The sequence below is a fragment of the Neisseria meningitidis genome (assembly GCF_022869645.1).
GTDB lineage: Bacteria > Pseudomonadota > Gammaproteobacteria > Burkholderiales > Neisseriaceae > Neisseria > Neisseria meningitidis.
In genome coordinates, this window is sequence record NZ_CP064367.1 from 777954 (window position 1) to 801589 (window position 23636).

21 protein-coding genes, 1 tRNA gene and 2 pseudogenes are annotated in these 23636 nt (G+C 49.7%); 7 read left to right on the forward strand and 17 right to left on the reverse strand.

What is annotated here, in order from left to right; all coding sequences use genetic code 11:
* Window positions 1-40: 40 nt before the first annotated feature.
* Window positions 41-1420: a Na+/H+ antiporter NhaC gene (nhaC, locus tag IUJ45_RS04105; RefSeq protein WP_002249279.1), complete on the reverse strand. Its 1380-nt coding sequence runs from the start codon at window positions 1418-1420 to the stop codon at window positions 41-43.
* Window positions 1421-1710: 290 nt separating this feature from the next.
* Complete coding sequence (locus tag IUJ45_RS04110; protein ID WP_002217858.1) at window positions 1711-2934, reverse strand: sugar MFS transporter; 1224 nt, start codon at window positions 2932-2934, stop codon at window positions 1711-1713.
* Between the two features lie 589 nt (window positions 2935-3523).
* On the opposite strand from IUJ45_RS04110, the gene IUJ45_RS04115 reads away from it, so the two are divergent.
* From IUJ45_RS04115 to IUJ45_RS04140, 6 genes are all read left to right on the forward strand, one after another.
* The gene (locus IUJ45_RS04115) at window positions 3524-3937 is read left to right on the forward strand and encodes a YqaA family protein (protein ID WP_002214416.1); all 414 of its coding nucleotides are present in this window, start codon (window positions 3524-3526) and stop codon (window positions 3935-3937) included.
* A gap of 45 nt (window positions 3938-3982) precedes the next feature.
* The gene (gene nth, locus IUJ45_RS04120) at window positions 3983-4612 is read left to right on the forward strand and encodes an endonuclease III (protein ID WP_002217860.1); all 630 of its coding nucleotides are present in this window, start codon (window positions 3983-3985) and stop codon (window positions 4610-4612) included.
* A 137-nt stretch (window positions 4613-4749) separates the two neighbouring features.
* Entirely contained in the window at window positions 4750-6249 is a 1500-nt protein-coding gene (locus IUJ45_RS04125; RefSeq protein ID WP_002249278.1) for a DegQ family serine endoprotease, read from the forward strand.
* A 201-nt stretch (window positions 6250-6450) separates the two neighbouring features.
* Window positions 6451-7968, forward strand: a complete 1518-nt coding sequence (locus IUJ45_RS04130) for a Na+/H+ antiporter NhaC family protein (protein ID WP_082308634.1) — start codon at window positions 6451-6453, stop codon at window positions 7966-7968.
* A gap of 56 nt (window positions 7969-8024) precedes the next feature.
* Window positions 8025-9110 (forward strand): beta-N-acetylhexosaminidase, encoded by a 1086-nt coding sequence (gene nagZ, locus IUJ45_RS04135; RefSeq protein ID WP_002236746.1) that lies wholly within the window; start codon window positions 8025-8027, stop codon window positions 9108-9110.
* Between the two features lie 80 nt (window positions 9111-9190).
* Window positions 9191-9267: transfer RNA gene (locus IUJ45_RS04140), tRNA-Pro, on the forward strand.
* Between the two features lie 520 nt (window positions 9268-9787).
* Here IUJ45_RS04140 and IUJ45_RS04145 read toward each other — a convergent pair.
* The 6 genes and pseudogenes from IUJ45_RS04145 to IUJ45_RS04170 form a co-directional block, all read right to left on the reverse strand.
* Window positions 9788-10426, reverse strand: coding sequence for a 7-carboxy-7-deazaguanine synthase QueE (locus tag IUJ45_RS04145; protein ID WP_002236745.1), 639 nt, complete (start codon window positions 10424-10426; stop codon window positions 9788-9790).
* Window positions 10423-10794, reverse strand: a complete 372-nt coding sequence (locus IUJ45_RS04150; protein ID WP_002236744.1) for a DUF1304 domain-containing protein — start codon at window positions 10792-10794, stop codon at window positions 10423-10425. The genes IUJ45_RS04145 and IUJ45_RS04150 overlap by 4 nt, the downstream gene beginning before the upstream one ends.
* 268 nt (window positions 10795-11062) lie before the next feature.
* Window positions 11063-11485 carry a 6-carboxytetrahydropterin synthase QueD gene (gene queD / locus IUJ45_RS04155; protein WP_002229103.1) on the reverse strand — a complete coding sequence of 141 codons (423 nt, stop codon included), beginning with the start codon at window positions 11483-11485 and terminating at the stop codon, window positions 11063-11065.
* A gap of 6 nt (window positions 11486-11491) precedes the next feature.
* Entirely contained in the window at window positions 11492-12010 is a 519-nt protein-coding gene (locus IUJ45_RS04160) for a DUF1543 domain-containing protein (RefSeq protein ID WP_002243792.1), read from the reverse strand.
* A gap of 27 nt (window positions 12011-12037) precedes the next feature.
* Window positions 12038-12697, reverse strand: coding sequence for a 7-cyano-7-deazaguanine synthase QueC (gene queC, locus IUJ45_RS04165; protein ID WP_002245934.1), 660 nt, complete (start codon window positions 12695-12697; stop codon window positions 12038-12040).
* A gap of 184 nt (window positions 12698-12881) precedes the next feature.
* Window positions 12882-13086, reverse strand: a pseudogene (locus IUJ45_RS04170) (NAD(P)H:quinone oxidoreductase); the annotation flags it as partial.
* A gap of 154 nt (window positions 13087-13240) precedes the next feature.
* Here IUJ45_RS04170 and IUJ45_RS04175 point away from each other — a divergent pair.
* Window positions 13241-14467, forward strand: a complete 1227-nt coding sequence (locus IUJ45_RS04175) for a YihY family inner membrane protein (RefSeq protein ID WP_002217875.1) — start codon at window positions 13241-13243, stop codon at window positions 14465-14467.
* Between the two features lie 20 nt (window positions 14468-14487).
* Here IUJ45_RS04175 and IUJ45_RS04180 read toward each other — a convergent pair whose 3' ends face one another.
* The 9 genes and pseudogenes from IUJ45_RS04180 to IUJ45_RS04220 form a co-directional block, all read right to left on the reverse strand.
* On the reverse strand, window positions 14488-14769 hold the full coding sequence (locus tag IUJ45_RS04180; protein ID WP_002244020.1) for an ATP-binding cassette domain-containing protein: 282 nt from the start codon (window positions 14767-14769) through the stop codon (window positions 14488-14490).
* 78 nt (window positions 14770-14847) lie between these two features.
* Window positions 14848-14982: pseudogene (locus tag IUJ45_RS04185) on the reverse strand (IS1595 family transposase); the annotation flags it as partial.
* Complete coding sequence (locus IUJ45_RS04190; protein ID WP_002214429.1) at window positions 14981-15439, reverse strand: hypothetical protein; 459 nt, start codon at window positions 15437-15439, stop codon at window positions 14981-14983. The gene IUJ45_RS04190 and the pseudogene IUJ45_RS04185, both read right to left, overlap by 2 nt.
* A gap of 563 nt (window positions 15440-16002) precedes the next feature.
* Complete coding sequence (locus IUJ45_RS04195; RefSeq protein WP_010980812.1) at window positions 16003-16206, reverse strand: hypothetical protein; 204 nt, start codon at window positions 16204-16206, stop codon at window positions 16003-16005.
* A gap of 539 nt (window positions 16207-16745) precedes the next feature.
* Window positions 16746-17681 carry an immunity 49 family protein gene (locus tag IUJ45_RS04200; RefSeq protein WP_002249276.1) on the reverse strand — a complete coding sequence of 312 codons (936 nt, stop codon included), beginning with the start codon at window positions 17679-17681 and terminating at the stop codon, window positions 16746-16748.
* 2 nt (window positions 17682-17683) lie between these two features.
* Window positions 17684-20218: a DUF637 domain-containing protein gene (locus IUJ45_RS04205; protein WP_167459869.1), complete on the reverse strand. Its 2535-nt coding sequence runs from the start codon at window positions 20216-20218 to the stop codon at window positions 17684-17686.
* 359 nt (window positions 20219-20577) lie between these two features.
* Entirely contained in the window at window positions 20578-20952 is a 375-nt protein-coding gene (locus tag IUJ45_RS04210) for a DUF596 domain-containing protein (protein WP_002214443.1), read from the reverse strand.
* A gap of 18 nt (window positions 20953-20970) precedes the next feature.
* Window positions 20971-23052 (reverse strand): DUF637 domain-containing protein, encoded by a 2082-nt coding sequence (locus tag IUJ45_RS04215; RefSeq protein WP_153064725.1) that lies wholly within the window; start codon window positions 23050-23052, stop codon window positions 20971-20973.
* A gap of 68 nt (window positions 23053-23120) precedes the next feature.
* On the reverse strand, window positions 23121-23630 hold the full coding sequence (locus tag IUJ45_RS04220; protein ID WP_002219760.1) for a hypothetical protein: 510 nt from the start codon (window positions 23628-23630) through the stop codon (window positions 23121-23123).
* Between the last annotated feature and the right edge of the window lie 6 nt (window positions 23631-23636).

The window sequence follows — 23636 nt, forward strand, 5'->3', positions numbered from 1 at the left end:
GAAACCGTTGCAAGTTTCAGACGGCATTTCGCTTATCCGCTTATTTTTTGCTCAAAGTCAGCCCCGTCCAACCGAATAACAGGGTCAAAGCCAAACTCAAATAGCAGAAAAAGGCATACGGCAGATATTCCCAAACCGGCACGCCCAGCGCGTGGCTGATGAACACGCCGCATACGCTCCACGGTACGAGCGGGTTAATCACCGTCCCCGCATCTTCGAGCGTCCGAGACAGGTTGCGCGAATGCAGACCGAGCTTATCGTAAACGGGTTTGAACGTTTCACCCGACAACAAAATACTCAAATATTGCTCGCCAATCAGGAAATTAACCCCGACCGAAGTCATAGCAACGCTGAATGTGGCACGCCCGGCATTCGTCAAAAAGCTGCGGACGGCATCCAGCAGGGAAGGAATCGCGCCCAGCGCAAACAGCAGCCCGCCCAAACTCATCCCGAGAATCACGATGGTTTGCGTGAAAAACATACTTTCCAAACCGCCGCGCGAAATCAGTTTGACAACATCTTTAAACGCTTCGCCTTCGAGTTTGTAACCGCCGTAAAACCACGCGCCGAGCTGACGCAGATCGGGCGTGCTGTGCAGATACGTTACGGCAACGGCGGCAATGACGGTAAAGAGCATGGCGACCACGGCATTGACGCGCATCAATGCCAAAACGACCAACAGTGCAAACGGAATCAGCGAATAGCCGTGCACCAATCCCGTGGCTTCAAGCTGGCTGCGGAAGGATTCGACGCTGTTCAAATCCTGCGCGGCGACGCTGGGAAGAAGCCACAGCATCAGTGCCGCACTGATGAGCCACGCGGGAATGGTGGTGTACATCATATTTTTGATGTGTTCAAACAGGTCGATACCGACAATGGACGCGGAAATGCCCGTCGTATCGGAAAGCGGGGACATTTTGTCGCCAAAAAATGCGCCCGAAACAATCGCGCCCGCCGTCATCGCCATATCGGCCTGAAACGCCGCCGCCATACCCATAAAGGCAACGCCGACAGTGGCGCAGGTGGTCAGGCTGCTGCCGATGGACACGCCGATGACGGAACACAGCGCGAAGGCGGAAAAATAAAAATAAGTCGGGGAAATCAGTCCGAAACCGTAATACATCAGCGTCGGAATCGCGCCGCTCATCATCAGCGCGCTGACCATCAGCCCGATGAAGAAAAACAGGTAAATCGCGCCCATACCCTGATTCAACGCGCCTATCATGCCCTGCTGCATATCGTTGTATTTCAAACCGCGCGCCAAGCCGTACAAAATCAGCACGACGATGGCGGCAATAATGGACATATGCGGCAGCCACTCCAATGAAATGATGGTATAGCCCATCGCGGCAATCAGAGCGACGACGACGGCAAGTGCCTCACCGCGCGGCATATCGAGTAAGGATTTGAAAGCGAACATGATTCTTTGCCCGATTTGATATAAAGTTAACGGATTCTAACACACCATACCGAATCCGCCCGACGTTTTCAGACGACATTTTAGCGTTTTACAAAAGCCGGACAGAAACAAAACGGCAATTTTCTCAATTTAAATTAATTTTTTTGAAATATAATTTTTTATTTTTTTGTTTGTTGACATATAAGACTTTTATGGATTGAAGTATTAAAACCTCGGCACACACGCCGCAAACACCGGTACGCAAAAATGCCGTCTGAAAGATGTTCAGACGACATTTCTCAAGAAAAAGATTATTTGTCCGCCCTATATCCGTACACCGCAAAAAACACGATATACAGATAACAGATGACGGAAACGACAAACGAAGACATCAGGGTGTAAGTATCTGCCACCCAGCCCTGCACGACAGGAACGACCGCACCGCCGACAATCGCGGTACACAGTACACCGGAAGCCGCGTTGGTAAATTTTCCCAATCCTTTGGTTGCCAAAGAGAAAATCGTCGGGAACATAATCGAGTTGAAAAAACCGATGGCAAGCAGCGACCACATCGCCACATCCGCATTGCCGCTACCCGTCGCCATCGCGACGGCAAGCAGTACGACCGCAGCCGATGCGTTAAACGCCAAATAACGGTTGGGCGCGAATTTCGCCATCACCGCCGAACCGAGGAAACGTCCGACCATCGCGCCGCCCCAATAGAACGACAGGTAATGCGCGGCAGAAGCATGATCCAGCCCTTTCAGATAACCCAATACGTTGACCATCAACGAACCGATAGACACCTCCGCGCCGACATAGCAGAAAATGCCTGCCGTACCGAACACGAGATGTTTGTATTGCCATACGCTGGTTTTGCCGTCGTGGTTGTGCGCGCTTTCCTCGGCGGCAATTTTGCGCGCGTCGGGCAGCCGGATCATTTTCACGAAAACGGCAAGGATAATCAGCAGCCCCGCCAGTCCCAAATAGGGAATCTGTACGGAAGAAATCTGTTCCGCCTTGCTGACGGTTTGGGTTGCGTCCGCCAGAATCAGGAACGCGCCGATTTGCGGCGCAATGGTCGTACCCAAAGCGTTAAACGCCTGAACCAGCGTCAGTGTTGCCGATTCCTTGCCGGGTTTCGCCAGCAGGGTAACATAAGGATTACCGGCGACCTGAAGCAGCGTTACGCCGGAAGCCAAAATAAACAACGCGCCCAAAAATACCGCGTAAGAATGGCTACCCGCAGCAGGATAAAACAGCAGGCATCCGACCGCCGTCAGCAGAAAGCCGCCGATAACGCCGTTTTTGTAGCCGACTTTGCCGACAAAAGCCCCCATCGGGATGGACATCACCGCATAGGCGGTAAAGAAACAGAATTGGATCAGCATCGCCTGAACGTAAGACAGGTCGAAAATTTCTTTCAAATGAGGGATAAGGATGTCGTTCATGCAGGTAATAAAACCCATCATGAAGAACAGCGTGGTCAAGACGACCAATGGGGACGTATGATTGTTTTGTGATTGCGCAGACATGATTTGCCTTTCGTGGTGTCGGAATATTACCCGTTTCAAGAAAATAGAAATTGACATTTCTTAACGGCAATGCAAATCATACTGATATTTGAACATTTTGCAAACTTTATCGGATGCAGGCAATGCGCCGATCTGAAATTCAAGCAGCAGAAATTAATATTTTACAGTTGCTTGCATAGATTTTAATAGATTTTAAAAAATTCCGGCGGACTCGCAAAAACCGTTCCCAATAAAATGAAAATCCGCCGCCGTATCCGGAAAATTCGGAAATGCCGCATCGTGGCATCAAAACCGGAGCGGAAAGAATGTCGTATGCCCGACAAAAAAGGGGCATACGGCTGTGCCGTATTTTTTGCACCGTCCTCCGCCCTTCGGCGGGGGCGTGAAAATATAGTGGATTAACAAAAATCAGGACAAGGCGACGGAGCCGCAGACAGTACAAATAGTACGGAACCGATTCACTCGGTGCTTCAGCACCTTAGAGAATCGTTCTCTTTGAGCTAAGGCGAGGCAACGCCGTACTGGTTTTTGTTAATCCACTATACCGTACAATCCGTCGCCGATTTTTGCCTGTTTGAGACTGTTTGCAATGATGCCCGCCTACGCCTACGCCGCGCTCGCCTTTTCCGCCTTCACTTCCGCCACCCTCCTGCCCGGCACATCCGAAGCCGCCTTTGCCCTGTTCGTCCACCGCTTTCCCGAACACGCATACGGCGCGTTGCTGTGCGCCGGCCTTGCCAACGGATTGGGCAGTATGGTTTCCTATTGGATGGGGCGTTTGCTGCCCTCCCGAAAAATGCCGTCTGAAAAAACACTGAATCTGATGCGGCGTTTCGGTATTTGGCTGCTTGCGTTTGCCTGGCTGCCCGTCGTCGGCGACGCACTGCCGCTTGCCGCCGGCTGGCTGCGGTTGAATCCGTGGACAAGCGGGCTGATGCTGGTTATCGGCAAAACGGCGCGTTACGCCTTCATTCTGTGGGGAATGCAATATTACGCCGCCTGAACCATACGTTATAATGCCGAACACACAAACCCACCGTATAAAAAAATGAACAGACACATCCGCCAAGAAATTTTCGAACGCTTCCGCGCCGCCAACCCCCATCCGACCACCGAGCTGAATTTCAACTCCCCTTTCGAGCTTTTAATTGCCGTTCTGCTTTCGGCGCAGGCGACCGATGTCGGCGTAAACAAGGCGACGGCGAAGCTGTTTCCGGTTGCCGATACGCCGCAGGCGATGCTGGATTTGGGTTTGGACGGCGTGATGGAATACACGAAAACCATCGGGCTGTATAAAACCAAGTCCAAGCACATCATGCAAACCTGCCGCATCCTGCTGGAAAAATACAACGGCGAAGTGCCGGAAGACCGCGAGGCTTTGGAATCGTTGCCTGGCGTGGGGCGCAAAACGGCAAACGTGGTATTGAACACAGCGTTCGGACACCCCGTTATGGCGGTCGATACGCATATTTTCCGCGTGTCCAACCGAACCAAAATCGCCCCCGGGAAAGATGTGCGCGAAGTCGAAGACAAACTGATGCGCTTCATTCCTAAAGAATTTCTGATGGACGCGCACCACTGGCTGATTTTGCACGGACGCTACACCTGCAAGGCACTCAAACCGCAATGCCAAACCTGCATCATCAACGATTTGTGCGAATATCCCGCCAAAGCCTGACCGCCGCCGCCCTTCAAAATGAAACGCTTGAAAATTCGGACGGACGTTGTAGAATTTCAACCTATGCCGTCTGAAGCCGACAAAATGCGCTTCAGACGGCATTAAAGCCGGTACCGGCATCCGACAAAGGACAAAACGTGTTCAAAAAATACCAATACCTCGCTTTGGCAGCACTGTGTGCCGCCTCGCTGGCAGGCTGCGACAAAGCCGGCAGCTTTTTCGGTGCGGACAAAAAAGAAGCATCTTTCGTAGAACGCATCGAACACACCAAAGACGACGGCAGCGTCAGTATGCTGCTGCCCGACTTTGTCCAACTGGTTCAAAGCGAAGGCCCGGCAGTCGTCAATATTCAGGCAGCCCCCGCCCCGCGCACCCAAAACGGCAGCGGCAATGCCGAAACCGATTCCGACCCGCTTGCCGACAGCGACCCGTTCTACGAATTTTTCAAACGCCTCGTCCCGAACATGCCCGAAATCCCCCAAGAAGAAGCAGATGACGGCGGATTGAACTTCGGTTCGGGCTTCATCATCAGCAAAGACGGCTACATCCTGACCAATACCCACGTCGTTACCGGCATGGGCAGTATCAAAGTCCTGCTCAACGACAAGCGCGAATATACCGCCAAACTCATCGGTTCGGATGTCCAATCCGATGTCGCCCTTCTGAAAATCGACGCAACGGAAGAGCTGCCCGTCGTCAAAATCGGCAATCCCAAAGATTTGAAACCGGGCGAATGGGTCGCCGCCATCGGCGCGCCCTTCGGCTTCGACAACAGCGTGACCGCCGGCATCGTGTCCGCCAAAGGCAGAAGCCTGCCCAACGAAAGCTACACACCCTTCATCCAAACCGACGTTGCCATCAATCCGGGCAACTCCGGCGGTCCGCTGTTCAACCTGAAAGGACAGGTCGTCGGCATCAATTCGCAAATATACAGCCGCAGCGGCGGATTTATGGGCATCTCCTTTGCCATCCCCATCGACGTTGCCATGAATGTTGCCGAACAACTGAAAAACACCGGCAAAGTCCAACGCGGGCAACTGGGCGTGATTATTCAAGAAGTATCCTACGGTTTGGCACAGTCGTTCGGTCTGGATAAAGCCGGCGGCGCATTGATTACCAAAATCCTTCCCGGCAGCCCCGCAGAACGTGCCGGCCTGCAGGCGGGCGACATCGTCCTCAGCCTCGACGGCGGAGAAATACGTTCTTCCGGCGACCTTCCCGTTATGGTCGGCGCCATTACGCCGGGAAAAGAAGTCAGCCTCGGCGTATGGCGCAAAGGCGAAGAAATCACAATCAAAGTCAAGCTGGGCAACGCCGCCGAGCATATCGGCGCATCATCCAAAACAGATGAAGCCCCCTACACCGAACAGCAATCCGGTACGTTCTCGGTCGAATCCGCAGGCATTACCCTTCAGACACATACCGACAGCAGCGGCGGACACCTCGTCGTCGTACGGGTTTCCGACGCGGCAGAACGCGCAGGCTTGAGGCGCGGCGACGAAATTCTTGCCGTCGGGCAAGTCCCCGTCAATGACGAAGCCGGTTTCCGCAAAGCTATGGACAAGGCAGGCAAAAACGTCCCCCTGCTGATCATGCGCCGTGGCAACACGCTGTTTATCGCATTAAACCTGCAATAACACACATAATTTAACCAAAATATTTTTTAAATGATAAAATGCCCGTCAATACCGATTAACGGGCATTTTACAAAAATCAGTTGGTTGATTTTAAACAAATATTTTTTACGACAAAAAATATTTCCGCCCATTTTGCCAACAAAACCCAAACCGGAGGCGGACAGATACGCTCCCATCCGGACGCTTAACACCCCCATAACCATGCAGCTGATCGACTATTCACATTCATTTTTCTCGGTTGTGCCACCCTTTTTGGCACTGGCACTTGCCGTCATTACCCGCCGCGTACTGCTGTCTTTAGGCATCGGTATTCTGGTCGGCGTTGCCTTTTTGGTCGGCGGCAACCCCGTCGACGGTCTGACACACCTGAAAGACATGGTCGTCGGCTTGGCTTGGTCAGACGGCGATTGGTCGCTGGGCAAACCAAAAATCTTGGTTTTCCTGATACTTTTGGGTATTTTTACTTCCCTGCTGACCTACTCCGGCAGCAATCAGGCGTTTGCCGACTGGGCAAAACGGCACATTAAAAACCGGCGCGGCGCGAAAATGCTGACCGCCTGCCTCGTGTTCGTAACCTTTATCGACGACTATTTCCACAGTCTCGCCGTCGGTGCGATTGCCCGCCCCGTTACCGACAAGTTTAAAGTTTCCCGCGCCAAACTCGCCTACATCCTCGACTCCACTGCCGCGCCTATGTGCGTGCTGATGCCCGTTTCAAGCTGGGGCGCGTCGATTATCGCCACGCTTGCCGGACTGCTCGTTACCTACAAAATCACCGAATACACGCCGATGGGGACGTTTGTCGCCATGAGCCTGATGAACTATTACGCACTGTTTGCCCTGATTATGGTGTTCGTCGTCGCATGGTTCTCCTTCGACATCGGCTCGATGGCACGTTTCGAACAAGCCGCGTTGAACGAAGCCCACGATGAAACTGCCGTTTCAGACGGCAGCTGGGGCAGGGTTTACGCATTGATTATTCCCGTTTTGGCCTTAATCGCCTCAACGGTTTCCGCCATGATCTACACCGGTGCACAGGCAAGCGAAACCTTCAGCATTTTGGGTGCATTTGAAAATACGGACGTGAACACTTCGCTGGTATTCGGCGGCACTTGCGGCGTGCTTGCCGTCGTCCTCTGCACGCTCGGCACGATTAAAATCGCCGATTATCCCAAAGCCGTTTGGCAGGGTGCGAAATCCATGTTCGGCGCAATCGCCATTTTAATCCTTGCCTGGCTCATCAGTACGGTTGTCGGCGAAATGCACACGGGCGACTACCTCTCCACGCTGGTTGCGGGCAACATCCATCCCGGCTTCCTGCCCGTCATCCTTTTCCTGCTCGCCAGCGTGATGGCGTTTGCCACAGGCACAAGCTGGGGGACGTTCGGCATCATGCTGCCGATTGCCGCCGCCATGGCGGTCAAAGTCGATCCCTCACTGATTATCCCGTGTATGTCCGCCGTGATGGCGGGGGCGGTATGCGGCGACCACTGCTCGCCCATTTCCGACACGACCATCCTGTCGTCCACCGGCGCGCGCTGCAACCACATCGACCACGTTACCTCGCAACTGCCTTACGCCTTAACCGTTGCCGCCGCCGCATCGGGCTACCTCGCATTGGGTCTGACAAAATCCGCGCTGTTGGGTTTTGGCACGACAGGCATTGTATTGGCGGTGCTGATTTTTCTGTTGAAAGATAAAAAACGCGCCAACGCCTGACCCCTTTCCCTGTTCAGACGGCATATGCCGTCTGAAGCTTTTTGGAGCAAACCGAAATGACTGTTCCCTGTATTCCGCGCGGCCCCGTCATGGCCGACATTGCCGCCTTCCGCCTGACCGAAGAGGAAAAGCAACGCCTTCTCGATCCCGCCGTCGGCGGAGTCATCCTGTTCCGCCGCAACTTCCAAAATATCGCACAGCTCAAAGAACTCACCGCCGAAATCAAAGCCCTGCGCACACCCGAACTCATTATCGCCGTCGATCACGAAGGCGGAAGGGTGCAACGTTTCATCGAAGGTTTTACCCGCCTGCCCGCAATGAACGTTTTAGGGCAAATTTGGGACAAAGACGGCGCGTCCGCCGCCGAAACCGCAGCCCGGCAGATAGGCTGGGTTTTGGCAACCGAACTTTCCGCCTGCGGCATCGACTTGTCCTTCACTCCCGTCTTGGATTTGGACTGGGGAAACTGCGCCGTCATCGGCAACCGCAGTTTCCACCGCAATCCCGAAGCGGTCGCCCGCCTTGCCCTCGCCCTTCAAAAAGGTTTGGAAAAAGGCGGTATGAAATCCTGCGGTAAACATTTTCCCGGACACGGATTTGTCGAAGGAGACAGCCATTTGGTGCTACCCGAAGACGGGCGCAGCCTGTCCGAACTCGAAGCCGCCGACCTCGCCCCCTTCCGCATTATGAGCCGCGAAGGTATGGCAGCGGTTATGCCCGCCCACGTCGTTTATCCGCAAGTGGACACAAAGCCCGCCGGGTTTTCCGAAATCTGGCTCAAACAAATTTTGCGCCGCGACATCGGGTTCAAAGGCGTGATTTTCTCGGACGATTTAACTATGGAGGGCGCGTGCGGGGCAGGCGGCATCAAAGAACGCGCCCGCATTTCCTTTGAGGCAGGTTGCGACATCGTCCTCGTCTGCAACCGTCCCGACCTTGTGGACGAACTGCGCGATGATTTCCGCATTCCTGACAATCCCGCTTTGGCGCAACGTTGGCAATATATGGCCAACACGCTCGGCAGTGCCGCCGCGCAAGCCGTTATACAGACGGCGGATTTCCAAGCGGCGCAAGCCTTTGTTGCCGGCCTTGCCTCGCCGCAAGACACGGCGGGCGGCGTAAAAGTCGGCGAAGCCTTTTAAATCCGCCCGACACGCGGCAAAAAGGCAAAACGGTATAGGCACGCCGTATTTTTTGCGCTATAATCACGCCTTACTTAATTCGGAATGTAGCGCAGCCCGGTAGCGCACTTCGTTCGGGACGAAGGGGTCGGAGGTTCGAATCCTCTCATTCCGACCAAATCCAAACCGCCTCGGTATCCATTGCCGAGGCAGTTTTTCCTTTTGACGTCAACAGAAAAATGCCGTCTGAAACAGAATGAGACCTTTGCAATAACATAGGTTACTAAAATTTTATGCTCAATCTCATTTTCAAAATGCAAAACTTTTCTGATTTTTCCTACTTTTTGCTCAATATTAGGAAAGTTTTAGGCAATTGAAAATTTTTTGGCACATTTTTATGCGTCAAATTTCGTTAACAGACTATTTTTGCAAAGGTCTCAGAATGCTGTTTCAGACGGCATTTCGTTTTCCCTAACCCTGCCATTTGCGCGCACTGGCACAGAGTATCGGCAAGGTTCAAAAGACCATCGGAATTTAGGAAGCCGGGCTTGTACCCAACGGCGGCATCTTATTCAGTAAGGCTCCGCCTCAATCAGGCAGCGGAAATGTGGGCAGTTTCACGCGGAAGCGGCACACTTTTCCCATATGTCAAACATCGGTAAAACCGTACGCCGTCCCTTTGAGTTACACTGCTTAAACTACTCTATTCCCGCCCATTTGTGCGTCTGCACGCTCAACTGCCAATGCACCGGCGCGTCGGGGCGACTGTTTAAAATACCGATTTGGCGGATGGTGTCGTAGATGTTCATCGCACCGTCTTGTTCGCAGGGCGAAAGGTAGTAATGATGCGCGCGGATTTTGCGTTCCATATTTTCACAGAACGCAACGACATCGCCGTCGGCAACAATCCGCACTTCGTCGGCTGTTTCGATACAGCTTTTTTCGTATTTGGCGGCATAGCAGGCTTTGGGGCTGGTGGCGACATAGTCGATTTGCGGCGGCGCGGGATTGAGTCCGTTGGTTTCGATACAGAGGAAATAACCTTCCGCCTTGAGCATGTCCAGCAGCATATCGAGATGCGGCTGGATGGTCGGTTCGCCGCCGGTGATGATGATGTTGCGGGCGGCATAGGCTTTCAGACGGCCTAAGATGTCGGACAGGCTCATCATGCCGAATGTCAAATAATCGGTATCACACCAGCCGCAGGCGAGGTTGCATTTGCCCAAGCGGACGAAAACGGCGGGCATGCCCGTGTTCCAGCCTTCGCCTTGCAGGCTTTCAAAGATTTCGACGATGCGGTATTGGGGATTTTCGGGGGCGACGCTGATTTTTTTCATACCGCCAACACCGCCGCCGCTGCCAAAAATGCGGGCAAACCTTGTTTGACGAGTATGCCTTTGTTGCCGGAAGAGAACGCGCCCCACGCGGCGGCAATCAGGACGAAGCCGAGAAACAGTACCGTTGCGCCGTACACCGCGTTATCCGGAGCGGCAAACCGCGACCACACCAGCCCGATGCCGAGAAAGCCGTTATACAGCCCTTGGTTGCCGAACAGGGTCTGCACGCGATTTTGTTCCATAAATTCATAAGGCAGCTTGAACGTTTCCGCCGCTTTTTCGCTGGGAATCTGCGTCATTTCAAGCCAGGCGATGTAGAAATGTTCGACGGCGACGAAGAGGACTAGGGGGATGAAGAGGAGTTTCATGGATATTCCTTTTAATGGGTGTATTTGATATGGAAGGTCGTCTGAAAAAACGGGGAATCCGTACAGGAGAAAAAACCGTTTTACGGTAAATTCAAATAAGGACGCTCTAAACCGTCCTTTCCGCGCAGGCGGGAATCCAGAGATTTGGAATTGCTGCAATTTTTAAATATTCCTGATAAATCAAGGTCTGGATTCCCGCCTGCGCGGGAATGACGCGGTTGGGCATGTCTTATTGGAATTTACTATATCGATACGTTCAAGATATTCCCTACTCCCCTTCATACTCCGCACACGATGTCGGCGTTTCCCACAATTTCACGCGGCACACGTTCAGCCCCGCGTTTTTCAGACGGTCGTACATTTCGACCGCCATATTTTCGGCAGTGGTGCGGCAGGGCAGGCGCAGGGTTTTCATGTTCCAGCCCTCCAAAAGCGCGGCGATTTGGCATTCGCGGCTGTTGCCGCCGTGGTAGATGAAGGCGTGGTCGAAGGGGTCGGTAATGTGTTGTTTGACAATGGCTTTCAAGTCGGTAAAGTCCATCACCATACCGTCTTTCGCGCCGCCTTTGATAATGCCGTCTGAAACGGTGATTTCGAGTTTGTAGGTATGCCCGTGCAGGTTTTGGCATTTGCCGTCATGCCCGTCGAGCATATGCGAGGAGTCGAAGGTGAAGATTTTGGTGATTTTCATGGGTTCTCAAATGGGCAAATAGCCCTGAAAGCCGATTTCGGCGGGTTTGCCGTGCGGATTCGGGGTCAGGCGGATATGGAAATTGCCGATGCGGTCGAGCGCAAGCAGGTTGTCCACGTCTTTTAAGTTGTCTTTATGCTGCTGAACATAGCTGTCGGTCAACAGGGTTTGCAGGGCTTTTTGTTTGGCTTCGGCAGGCGTGGCGGCGGCGAACAACCCGAAAGCGTGCGCTTCGGCGAGCTGCCCTGCGCGATAGCCGCCGACATTGGCAAAATACAGGCGCGGGGCGTTTTCAGACGGCATTTTCGTTTTGGGCGTTTCGGATACGGCGATGTCGTAACCGTCCGCCCATTCGACAACCTGCCAGCCGTCGATGTGGATTTTGTCCGCATCGCCGAACCACGCGGCTTTGAGTGCGGGGACGGCTTCACGGTAGTCGTCGCACACGGCAAATTGGATGTCGTGCACTTCGATATTCGACCTGCCGGCATTGCCGCCGAGGTAAAACATATGGAGCTTGGGCATATCGTATTCCTTATGGTTTGCGCGTGTTCAGACGGCCTTTTTACTTTCCAGATATTCCGCCAGCCCGCGTTCGCGCAAGATACAGCTCGGGCATTCGCGGCAGCCGCCGACGATGCCGTTATAGCAGGTGTGGGTTTGCTCGCGGATATAGTCCAGCGCGCCCATTTCGTCCGCCAACGCCCAAGTTTGCGCCTTGGTCAGATACATCAGCGGCGTGTGGATTTGAAAATCATAGTCCATCGCCAGATTAAGGGTAACGTTCATGGATTTGACAAACACGTCACGGCAGTCGGGATAGCCGGAGAAGTCGGTTTCGCACACGCCCGCGATGATGTGCCGTATCCCCTGCCCTTTGGCGTAAATCGCGGCATAGAGCAGGAAAAGCGCGTTGCGGCCGTCTACAAAGGTATTCGGAACGCCGTTTTCGGCAGTTTCGATGGCGGCGGTGTCGTCCATCAGGGCATTGTGCGTAATCTGCCGCATCAGGCTCAAGTCGAGTACGGTTTGTTTGACGCCCAAATCCTGCGCAATCCAGCGGGCACGTTCCAGCTCGACGGCATGGCGTTGCCCGTATTGGAAAGTAATGGCTTGGACGTTTTCGCGCCCGTAGGTTTGGATTGCCTGAATCAGGCAGGTGGTCGAATCCTGACCGCCCGAAAAGATGACCAAGGCTTTTTGGTTTGACATATCGAATCCTAGTTTTGGTGACGCGGGAGGTTTTCGAACCGCGAAGTTGGACAGTAAAGACGCGGATTATACAGGCAAACGCGTTCAGACGGCATCTGAACGCCATGCCGTCTGAACACGCGGCTTATGCCGACTTGATGGCGAGTTCCGCCAAGCGTTTGCTTTGTGCGAAGGCGATATTGTTTTCTTCGGCGGTCGGGACGGGGCCGCTGTCGGGAATATCTTTTTCGACGGCTTCGCAGACGGCGGACACTTTGGGGACGGTGCGCAATACGGCTTCGCAACCTTCAACGCTGTCGATGCCGCGAGCGATTCGGCGGGCGGGATTGCGGGTGCTGCCGTTTTGGAAATAGTAGAGGACGAGGATTTTGAGGGGGATTTGGGTTCATGGGCGGATTCCGTTAAAATGGTTCGGTCTTCAGACGGCATAACAGTTGTTCCGATGCCGTCTGAAACAGCCGCAGTTCAGGCATTTGTTCCTGACGGCAAAATTGGCTATAACATCGGGCATCAATGCCCAACTTACTGACCGGGCAAGAAATTATGACCTTTTTACAACGTTTGCAAGGTTTGGCAGACAATAAAATCTGTGCGTTTGCATGGTTCGTCGTCCGCCGCTTTGATGAAGAACGCGTACCGCAGGCGGCGGCAAGCATGACGTTTACGACACTGCTGGCACTCGTCCCCGTGCTGACCGTGATGGTGGCGGTCGCTTCGATTTTCCCCGTGTTCGACCGCTGGTCGGATTCGTTCGTCTCCTTCGTCAACCAAACCATTGTGCCGCAGGGCGCGGACATGGTGTTCGACTATATCAATGCGTTCCGCGAGCAGGCGAACCGGCTGACGGCAATCGGCAGCGTGATGCTGGTCGTTACCTCGCTGATGCTGATTCGGACGATAGACAATACGTTCAACCGCATCTGGCGGGTCAATTCCCAGCGTCCGTGGATGATGCAGTTTCTCGTCTATTGGGCTTTACTGACGTTCGGGCCGCTGTCTTTGGGCGTGGGCATTTCCTTTATGGTCGGCTCGGTACAGGATGCCGCGCTTGCCTCAGGTGCGCCGCAGTGGTCGGGCGCGTTGCGAACGGCGGCGACGCTGACCTTCATGACGCTTTTGCTGTGGGGGCTGTACCGCTTCGTGCCAAACCGCTTCGTTCCCGCGCGGCAGGCGTTTGTCGGGGCTTTGGCAACAGCGTTCTGTCTGGAAACCGCGCGTTCCCTCTTTACTTGGTATATGGGCAATTTCGACGGCTACCGCTCGATTTACGGCGCGTTTGCCGCCGTGCCGTTTTTTCTGTTGTGGCTGAACCTGTTGTGGACGCTGGTCTTGGGCGGCGCGGTGCTGACTTCTTCACTCTCCTACTGGCAGGGAGAAGCGTTCCGCAGGGGCTTCGACTCGCGCGGACGGTTTGACGACGTGTTGAAAATCCTGCTGCTTCTGGATGCGGCGCAAAAAGAAGGCAAAGCCTTGCCTGTTCAGGAGTTCAGACGGCATATCAATATGGGCTACGACGAGTTGGGCGAGCTTTTGGAAAAGCTGGCGCGGCACGGCTACATTTATTCCGGCAGACAGGGTTGGGTGTTGAAAACGGGGGCGGATTCGATTGAGTTGAACGAACTCTTCAAGCTCTTCGTTTACCGTCCGTTGCCTGTGGAAAGGGATCATGTGAACCAAGCTGTCGATGCGGTAATGATGCCGTGTTTGCAGACTTTGAACATGACGCTGGCAGAGTTTGACGCTCAGGCGAAAAAACAGCAGCAATCTTGAGTATTTTTGAAACTGTATTTTTATCCTAAAGACATTTTCCTATCTGCTGATTCCACCGTTTCCTTTCTGTGTGCCGCCATAATTTTTATGATAGACAAGCCATTCAAGTTTGCATTGACTGCTTTTTCATTGGCAATATCCAAATGGCTGGTCGCTTCATCTAAAAATAGGATTTTCGGTTCGCAATATAAGGCCCGCGCCAATACGATGCGTTGTTTTTGTCCGCCTGACAGTGCGCTGCCCATATCGCCGATTAAGGTTTCATAGCCCATAGGCATGGCGGAGATTTCTTCGTGAATCATAGCAAGGCAGGCGCAATGTTCGATTTTTCCTCTATCCGGTTCTGTATCGAAAAAACAAGGGGCTGTACTAGATTAGCCCTAAATCCCACACCAATCCCGCAGGATTTTAAGCTGTTGAGACGGTGTGCCGAAGTTAAATCGAAATTCGCATTCTTTCAAGAACAGCGGGAAAGATTTGCAATCGATTCCGTTGTATTTTCGCAAGACACGTTTAGTCTAGAGTCTGTATATTACATTTATTTTTAGGGTCTGCTAGCCAATTTCTTGTTCCCTTCATTATTTTATCTTCTGAAAGAAAATTATTTTTTTCCATGCTATTAATATTAATGATATGATTTTTATTTAAAATAATTTTTCCATATAAAATTTCCGGTTTGTAATAGCAAGAGTCTGAAGCAAATCCTTGCCCGTCAATATAAGAAAAATAAATGTTATCATCCTCCTTATAATATTCTAAAACCAATCCGGATATTATTTTATCAAAATTCCCTTCATTTCCATCTTTCATGACTAAAATATAATTAGCAGGCCAACCTTTATCGTAAACATATTCAAACTGATAGTTCCCGAAACTCTCGATATCCGAACTAAAAAAGAAGAAAAGCAAATTAATAGCCAACACAAAAACAAATAAGAACAAAAATAGCAAAATTTTCAACTTAGTTAACAATATTTACCTCTCCTTTAAATTCAATCCTGAAAGGTACCCCTTACCCTGGGCTACCAATTATAGTTTCCATATTTCTAAATATTGTTTTTACATTACTTTTTTCTCCCCCCAAAGGAATGCATTTTAAAATCATGCTTTTCAGGTGCTAATCGATACTTACCATTAACATCTTTAATCACAGATATATTTCCATGTATAGCCCAACGTGAAAAATCTGAGTATTATATACAGTTATACCTTACTGAAACAAAGCTAGCTGTACATATCTGTACCATATTTTTACTAAAAACAAAAAATATTTATAATTATTAAGGATAAGATAAAAACCCCCAACGCCAGATTAATTCTTAATAATTTCAAATAAAAAATATTTGAGATTTTTTATTTTCCAAATAATATATTGAAATATTTAAAGTTAAGGTAGCTTGATTTAATTAGAAAATCAAAAAAACCATTAATTAATTTTTCTTCTTTAAATATTTTATATGATATTATAAAATTAAATAACATTGCGAAAACATATGAAATCATCAAAATACCAAATATATAGTGGGAATGCATTATTATTTAGCTCCTTCTTTTGGCTTTGACAAATTGACAGTCCATTGATATCCAATGCTTGCATTTGCAATTGCTGACGCACCTGCCCCTGTTTTCCCTGTTAGTATCAATGGTTCTTTTCTTGCAAGATGTGCACCTGCACAACCACCTAATACTAAACCACCACCTATTGTAAATCCTTCCTGTTGTATCTCTAATGATAACATTTTCTTCTCGTGCCGCCCTTAATACAGATTGTGGAATTGGATTGACCTGAGCAGGAACTTCTAAAATAAGTTTTCCTGTAAGTTTTCTTCCTCTTAGCGGAGCAGGTGTACTTGGAACATTGGAAATGACAAAGTGAGTGCGCAAAGCCACCTGAAGGCGATGTGTTTGAACCTGTTGAAAGCGGCCAACAGGCTAAGTGCGCCCGCTGCCGCCTAAAAGGCGGAGCGGATGCTCTATTATGGGGTGTCCGGTGGAAAAGGGGATATTTGGTACGAAAACAGCCGAAATCCTGTGTTTGGGTTTCGGATGTCGGGGAAGGGCTTTTTTGCAAAGGTCTCAACTCATGTTATTGCAAAGATCTCATGCCTTGTTTTGCCAGCAGGTTGAGTTCTTCTCCGGCAATCAGCGTGGTAAAGCCCCGCCACAACACAGATCTATGTACTGTGGAAAGGCTTCAATTTATAGCTTTCGAAAATCTTTCAGCTTTAAGACGGCCTAAAGTTGTAATCTATAAAACAGGAGCTCAGAGTTTTACGGCTCACTCTCGCTTCGCGTTACCAAATACCAGCTTATCGGTTTTGAACGTATAGTAATCTATCCAATCCTGCAGATATTCATACGGGTAAGACAAGTCATACTGTTTCATAAAATCGAAGATGTCTTGATATTCGTCTGCTGGCAGCGGATCGTAAACAATCAAATCCCTCGGTGCGATTTCGTGGTCTATGCCCAAATCGAAACCGTGCATGGATGCGATTTTGGCATAGGTAACGATTTGCGGCTGCAGGTAGAAATCGAAATAGGACAATGTTTCTTTGGCAGCCATACGCGCGGTTTTTTTATCGAAAAACGGCTCTAAGGCGGCCTTCATCGCCTCGGCATCCTGTTCGGCGAAAGCGAGGAAGAAGCGGTAATCGTACAACCGCTTTTGCAGCCATTTGCTAGGGGTGGGATGCGCCAAGACTTTCTCGCTACGTTGTTTCAACCGATCAAGCTGCTTACCTTCCACCATCAGCAGAGTATTGTAAATCATATGACGGTTGAGGTCGTAGCGGTTTACGAAGGCTTCTGTATCGTTGGCGATGTTGTCGATATTGCGCACCAGAAACTCACGCAGCTGCGGGCTGTCGCTCATCAGCATCAGAAACATCGGATCTTGAATGTTGAGCATGTCACAGGGAAAGAAGAAGGGTTCAGGGTCTGTAGAATTTACACTCCGCAAAATACCCAGCTTTCCTGCAACATAAGCATATTGCTTGAATTTATTAAGATCATGTTCAAATAGATAGGCATGGGAAGCCGCAGCTTCAGTATACATTAAAATATGTCTCATCGCTGCAAGCGGAACGCCTTTTCTTTCATCTACATAATCTATAGCTTCAGGGCAACCGCTATTGAAATTAGCAGTATTGCCTATGATTACATTAGTAATATGCTCATACCATTTTTGGGTGGTCATCATATTGTGCCCCATTGTTATCTCCTTATATTGGTTTTAGAAGGAACTTTGACAGAAAGAATAACGGCCTTACCTGTTTGACGATCAACGCCTGCTATTGCCGTTTTTAATTTGCCTTCCCGCTCCGCTTTGAAGACAGCAGCTTTAGCAGGACTACCATCAGGTAAGCTATTTGCAACTTGTTTAATCCAATCCTCACTCATTTGCGTATATCCACCCGCACCATTCGGATTCAGCTGTACCGTACCGTTCCTAATCTGCTTACTTTCTACAATCAAAACGACACTACCATCGGCAGCCTGCCATACATGATCAAAACCGTTATTTCCGCCGTATTTGCCGCCCGAAAGCACTCTGAAGCCATTTTGTTTAGCTAAAGAGTCAAATAACTGCTCAGTCATTTTACCTGTCGTGTCCCTTCCTTCGCTAATGGTTTTCAGCAATTGTTTGTCAGTTGCTGCAGTAACCCTTAATTCAGTTTGACCGACTTTGATTTTGGTTTTACTGACATAGCCCTGTGCAGTGGCAACGGTTACTGCCTTGTCCAAGGCTTTTTTCATGCCTTGTAAATTTTTTGCCGCTTTCGCTACTTTATAGGCCTGTATCGATTCACCGATACCCGGAACCACACCCAGCAAAGCAAACAGGTGATCGGCAGCGGTCTGTGCTTGTACAAAACTCTGTATATCACCGATAATTGGAATAAATCCTGTCTGAAAAAGCAAAACTTCTCGATATTCTTCAGGATTTTCACGTATCCATTTTTGTTGTTCCTTTTGAAATTCATCACACTTTGCACCAACGCATCTAGGATACAAAGTATTATTCTCCACCGCTATCTGTGCCGCATTCGCCGCTGTATTCACATCCCCGCCTACAACGGCAGACGCAGTGCCGGCAACCAGTTTTGAATAGGCAGTAATCTTCGCTTTAGCTTTTTCGATTTCGGTCGCACTCATACGACTGAAATCAGTATTCTTAACCAAAGCCTCACCAACAATCTCACCGACTGCAGCGCCTATCGCACCATCCTGACACTTGCCCTTATTCGCCGCCGCAGCCGCACAGCCCGCTATGGCATGGGCAATCTTGTGGACTATGTAGTGCTGATCCAACTGTTTGATTTTACTGGCTGCTTCTCCATGCGCGGTATTGACCAAAGCCGCAAGGATATTCGCTTCCAGATTGTCTTTCAGGCTGCCGCCGTTGACAGCGGTATTAATCAGTGCGGCACTGCCCGCATTGGCCAGGTTGACGGTCAGGTTGTTGATCCACTGCTTATCGCTGACATTGTTCAGTGCCGAAGCGCCGATTTTGTCGGCTACGCCTGCGGTAGCGGCGGCAACCACCAGATTTTTCACCGTGCTGCTTCTGCCCAGCTCTTTCAGGGTTTTGCCGACATCGCCTTTGTTGTTGATGAACGATACGGAAGCCTGGCTGGCCAAAGAGGCAAATGCTGCATCGGTTGCGGCGGCGGCCGCACCGTTTAATCCCAATACGGCTCCGGTTCCTGCGCCTGAGGTGACCACGGTAACGGCCAGTGCGATAATCGCCGCACCTGCTTCGGTTAAGCCCTCCTGTTTGTAGTCCCATCTGTCGTAAGCAAGCTGCACCTGATTCCAGTTGATGTTTTTCGCAACTTGAAGTTGTTTCAAATAAGCATACTCGGGCTGTTTGGCGAGTTTTTCGATTTCGGTTTTGAGGTTGCCTTTGGGGATGTCGGCGATATAGCCGCCGGGAGCGGTCAGTACGGGCGCAACGGGACCGGTGAAACTCGGCAATTGCAAGGTTTCGATGTTACTGCCCCATCCTGCCTGTTTTTGCCATAGAGCAGATTTGCTGCTGCTCACGGTTTCTGTGTGGATGCTGCTTTTGATCCCTTCGAGGATAATCTTGGCATCTGCCCGTGCCTGCTCACCTACGCCTGCGCGTATGGTTGCGCCACCCAGTGTGGTTTCAAACTGTGTGCCTTGCAGTTTGGTATCCCAGCCCGATTGGAGGTTGGCTGATTCTGCAACTACCCTTGAGGGCAGCGCGGTTTTCATGACTTGGGTGGTGGTGTCGTGTGCTTTGCTGTAGCTGATGCCGAGAAATCTGCGCCTTTTTTGGCTGTCTAGTTTGTCGTAGTTGAGCTCTTCTACGGCATAGAGTGTCAATTTCCGCCCGGCTTCGATGTTAATGCTGCCTTTGGGGGCATCGAATGCGGTGGCGTAGGCGTCGATGCTGCCACCAGATTTGATGTCGATGCCTTGGGATGCGCTGAGGTTTACTGCGTCGGGCTTGGCGTTTTTGTGTTCTTTGACTTCGGTAATGTGTTTGCGGTTGTACCATTTGCCAGTTTTGTAGCTGCGGCGTTCAAAGGTATAGAGTTCGCTCTGTCTCGCATAGTAATATTGGTCACCGTAAGATTGAATTTTGATTTTGCCGTTTTCCGAACTGATATCCGTGGTGCTGAGCAGGATGCGACTGTTCTCATTGGCATACGGTGCGCTAATGCTCACACCGGTTTTACCCGAAAGTTCTGCAGCAAGCGTAGGGGGTGTCTTCAGCACGCACGCGTCTGGGCAGTATATAGGGAATCTGAATATTTACTTGCATAACAAATGCCGTCTGAAAAATTGTGAGCTTTTCAGACGGCATTGAGCCGTAAATCATGGAACGCGTGCGTGCTGAAGCACACACCTTACGCATGGATTTTAGGTTTCATGCAGGCTACAGCTTGCTTCCATAAATCATTTTTATCAGAGCTCGTAGGTACGGTTAGCCGCCTTTAGCGGCGTAACCGTACGAATGAAATGCCAAGTTGCAAGGCCGTCTGAAAAAGTTGAAAAACAGATTTCAGACGGCCTTGTTATTTTATAAAGTTTGCTGATATGCGTACGGTTACGCCGCTAAAGGCGGCTAACCATACCTACGCTTGCTCATAAATATCAATATTCGGCAAATCGGCCAAATCTATTGGACACGCAATATCCCACCAAAGCCATTCTAAGTAATACCAAGGGTCTTCAGGCCATATTGCTTGGGCATCTTCCAAAGTAGGCCATATGTCTTTCAATTTCTGCACTTGTTCTTTTGAAGTTCCAGTTAGAGGAATTCCGATACCGTCGGTATAATCATGTAAACGGATTGAACCGTCATTTAACAGTTCTTCCATAAAAGAACAGAAATTGTTTTTTAAGTTTTTATCTTGAATATTAATACCCATTTGATTTTTATAAGAGTTAAAAATTGAGGATAAATCGATTTGAAAATCAAGAATCTTAATTTTTTGTTTCTCATCCACGGTAAAATCCTTTGTAAATTATTGGAATTTAAGCTCCAATTTAGTACCTTTAATAAATGATGGAGGATTCTGCAAATCTAATGTCCATCGTGCTTGAGTTGAATTCTCTGTTTTTGAAAAATTTCTTAATGCAATTTTTGTTCCTGCCCATTCTCCAGTACTGATAATGCCATTTGCTAATCTTCCGTCAGGCAAAACTCTAAAATTCGGATTCTGGCCAGTCATCTGCCGATAAAGCGCAAAAATCTCCTGTTCGCTTACGCCGCTGTAAACGGGTGCTCCCTTTAAGCTTATGGCTTGTACAGGTTTGATGGTTTTTCCGTTAATGGTTATCGGAATATTACTTGCATCAAGCAAGCCTGCTCCTTTCCTTACTCTATTGTTAAATCCCGTCTTCCATGCATCCAGTTGCGTATCGCGTTGGGCAATACGGAATAAAATCTGCTGTTCTGCTTTGGCTAAATTTGCCAAATTGTTTATTGTTTCTTTAGGAGCAGCTTGCTTAGCCGCCTTCGCTTTCGACAACGCTCCTACTGGAGCTTCCCAAGCGTTGCCTACCGTTACCGCACCCGTGGCGATTCCCGCGCCCGCTTCAGCAGCCTGCGTAACCATGACAGTACAACCAGAAGGATTAGCCATGCAGGTGCTGATAGCTGCTTTACCAGCTGTACCGATCAGCGGAGCTGTCCAACCTGCTGCATAAACTCCATAGCTGGTAATCACAATCGGGCCTGTGATGCCATTACGGATATTGCTTATCCAAATGGCAGCATCCTTATCCTGCGGATTAGTCATCGCACCTGCCGCATGTGCAGGCATAATACTTTGGATGATTTTTTCCAGTGCGGTTTTGTCGGGCTTCTGCGGTTGATGCTTTTTCGCATTGGTAGGGGTGCTGTCAAAATTCAAAGCATTATTCACCACAGCTACCTCAGCCGCATTCGCCGCAGTATTCACATCGCCGCCGTTGAGTGCCGCCACGCTGCCCGCAATAATCTTCGAGTAACTGATAACTTTATGCTTTTCTGCATCGCTGAGTGTAGCAGGGTTTCTGCCGCCAAGTATGGATTCAGCTACGATTTCCCCAACTGCTGCGCCAATTGCCCCATCTTTACATTTTCCCTGTACCAGTCCGCTAACACAACCCGCCAAAGCGTGGGCGAACTGTTTGGCAACATAATCGTCGCTGAAGGTTGTTTTGATTTTGCTGGCGGCTTCCCCTTGGAAGCTATTAACCAATGCTCCCAATGCGGCATTGCCTAAGTTGTCTTTCAAGCTGCCGCCGTTAACGGCGGTATTGATACCAGCTGAGATACCTGCATTGCTGAGGTTGGTGGCCAATCTGCCTCCAAGGTTGGCAATGGTTTGATTGCCCGTACTGCTGAACAGTTCGGTTCTTACCTTGCTGTTCAATTGGGCAATATCTGCTCCCATCTGGTTTAATGCACCCGCCGTCAGTGCGGAAGTAACAATCTGCTTGACCGTATCACTGGTGCCGAGATCTTTTAATGCTTTGCCTACATCGCCTTTATTATTGATGATGGCTACAGCTGCTTGGCTATACAAGGAGGCTAAAGCTGCGGTTTGCATGGCAGCTGCAGTAGAAACAGTGGTAGTTGCTGCCGCTGTCGTTGTTGCAGCTGCGGCTGTACTACTTCCTGCGGCAGTTACGCTACCCGCTGCAGCCGCTCCGTATCCATAAGTTAGAGCGGTTACAATAATCACCACAATCGCTGCACCGGCTCCGGTCAAGCCTTCCTGTTTATAGTCCCATTTGTCGTACGCCAGCTGTACCTGGTTCCAGTTGACGTTTTTCGCTACTTGGAGCTGTTTCAGATAGGCATACTCGGGCTGTTTGGACAGCTTTTCGATTTCGGTTTTCAGATTGCCTTTGGGGATGTCGACAATGTAGCCGCCGGGAGCAGAGAGCTTGGGCACAACGGGGTCGGTGAAGCTCGGCAGGAGCCGCGGAGCTTCAAACAAGGGGGGCTTAACACTCCCGCGTCTGTACAGCATACAGGGAATCTGAATATTTACTTGCATAACAAATGCCGTCTGAAAAATTGTGAGCTTTTCAGACGGCATTGAGCCGTAAATCATGGAACGCATGCGTGCTGGCGCACACACGCTACACGTGGATTTTAGGGTTCATGCAGGCTACGGCTTGTTTATTTAAATTCATCACGTTTCATTGGAATGGTTAAAGGGGTTTTTAATAAAAATTGTGAATTATCGTTATAAAAAGCACATCCACATTGAGTACAGAGATACACCGTTTCATGCGTATTTTGTTCTTCTAATTTTTGCATTTCACCCCATTCGCAGTAAGGACAGACTCTTTCAATATGTTCAATAAATAAATATTCTAAAATATCTCTAATATATTGTACAAAGTATTGAAATTTAAAATTTCCTGATGATATTTTACGATAAATATTGTTTTTGAGATAAATAATTTCCTCTCTATTCAATATAGATTTTTCAACCGGATAGTCATCGGGATTCATTTCGATATATTTACTAAAGTCATAACCTAAAATTTTAAATTTATCAATGACAATATCGTTTGATAACCATGAAATCAAAACTTTCAATAAATCAAATGAGGTAGAGTTATGATTTAAATGGCTTAAAGCATCATTTAATTCTAAAATATATTTTTTTTCAAAGTTACTCATATTTAG

Coding starts and splice junctions, on each gene's coding strand:
- nhaC (WP_002249279.1), bottom strand. CDS start 1,420: ATGTTCGCTTTCAAATCCTTACTCGATATGCCGCGCGGTGAGGCACTT.
- IUJ45_RS04110 (WP_002217858.1), bottom strand. CDS start 2,934: ATGTCTGCGCAATCACAAAACAATCATACGTCCCCATTGGTCGTCTTG.
- IUJ45_RS04115 (WP_002214416.1), top strand. CDS start 3,524: ATGATGCCCGCCTACGCCTACGCCGCGCTCGCCTTTTCCGCCTTCACT.
- nth (WP_002217860.1), top strand. CDS start 3,983: ATGAACAGACACATCCGCCAAGAAATTTTCGAACGCTTCCGCGCCGCC.
- IUJ45_RS04130 (WP_082308634.1), top strand. CDS start 6,451: ATGCAGCTGATCGACTATTCACATTCATTTTTCTCGGTTGTGCCACCC.
- nagZ (WP_002236746.1), top strand. CDS start 8,025: ATGACTGTTCCCTGTATTCCGCGCGGCCCCGTCATGGCCGACATTGCC.
- IUJ45_RS04145 (WP_002236745.1), bottom strand. CDS start 10,426: ATGAAAAAAATCAGCGTCGCCCCCGAAAATCCCCAATACCGCATCGTC.
- IUJ45_RS04150 (WP_002236744.1), bottom strand. CDS start 10,794: ATGAAACTCCTCTTCATCCCCCTAGTCCTCTTCGTCGCCGTCGAACAT.
- queD (WP_002229103.1), bottom strand. CDS start 11,485: ATGAAAATCACCAAAATCTTCACCTTCGACTCCTCGCATATGCTCGAC.
- IUJ45_RS04160 (WP_002243792.1), bottom strand. CDS start 12,010: ATGCCCAAGCTCCATATGTTTTACCTCGGCGGCAATGCCGGCAGGTCG.
- queC (WP_002245934.1), bottom strand. CDS start 12,697: ATGTCAAACCAAAAAGCCTTGGTCATCTTTTCGGGCGGTCAGGATTCG.
- IUJ45_RS04175 (WP_002217875.1), top strand. CDS start 13,241: ATGACCTTTTTACAACGTTTGCAAGGTTTGGCAGACAATAAAATCTGT.
- IUJ45_RS04180 (WP_002244020.1), bottom strand. CDS start 14,769: ATGATTCACGAAGAAATCTCCGCCATGCCTATGGGCTATGAAACCTTA.
- IUJ45_RS04195 (WP_010980812.1), bottom strand. CDS start 16,206: ATGTTATCATTAGAGATACAACAGGAAGGATTTACAATAGGTGGTGGT.
- IUJ45_RS04200 (WP_002249276.1), bottom strand. CDS start 17,681: ATGGGGCACAATATGATGACCACCCAAAAATGGTATGAGCATATTACT.
- IUJ45_RS04215 (WP_153064725.1), bottom strand. CDS start 23,052: ATGATTTACGGCTCAATGCCGTCTGAAAAGCTCACAATTTTTCAGACG.
- IUJ45_RS04220 (WP_002219760.1), bottom strand. CDS start 23,630: ATGAGTAACTTTGAAAAAAAATATATTTTAGAATTAAATGATGCTTTA.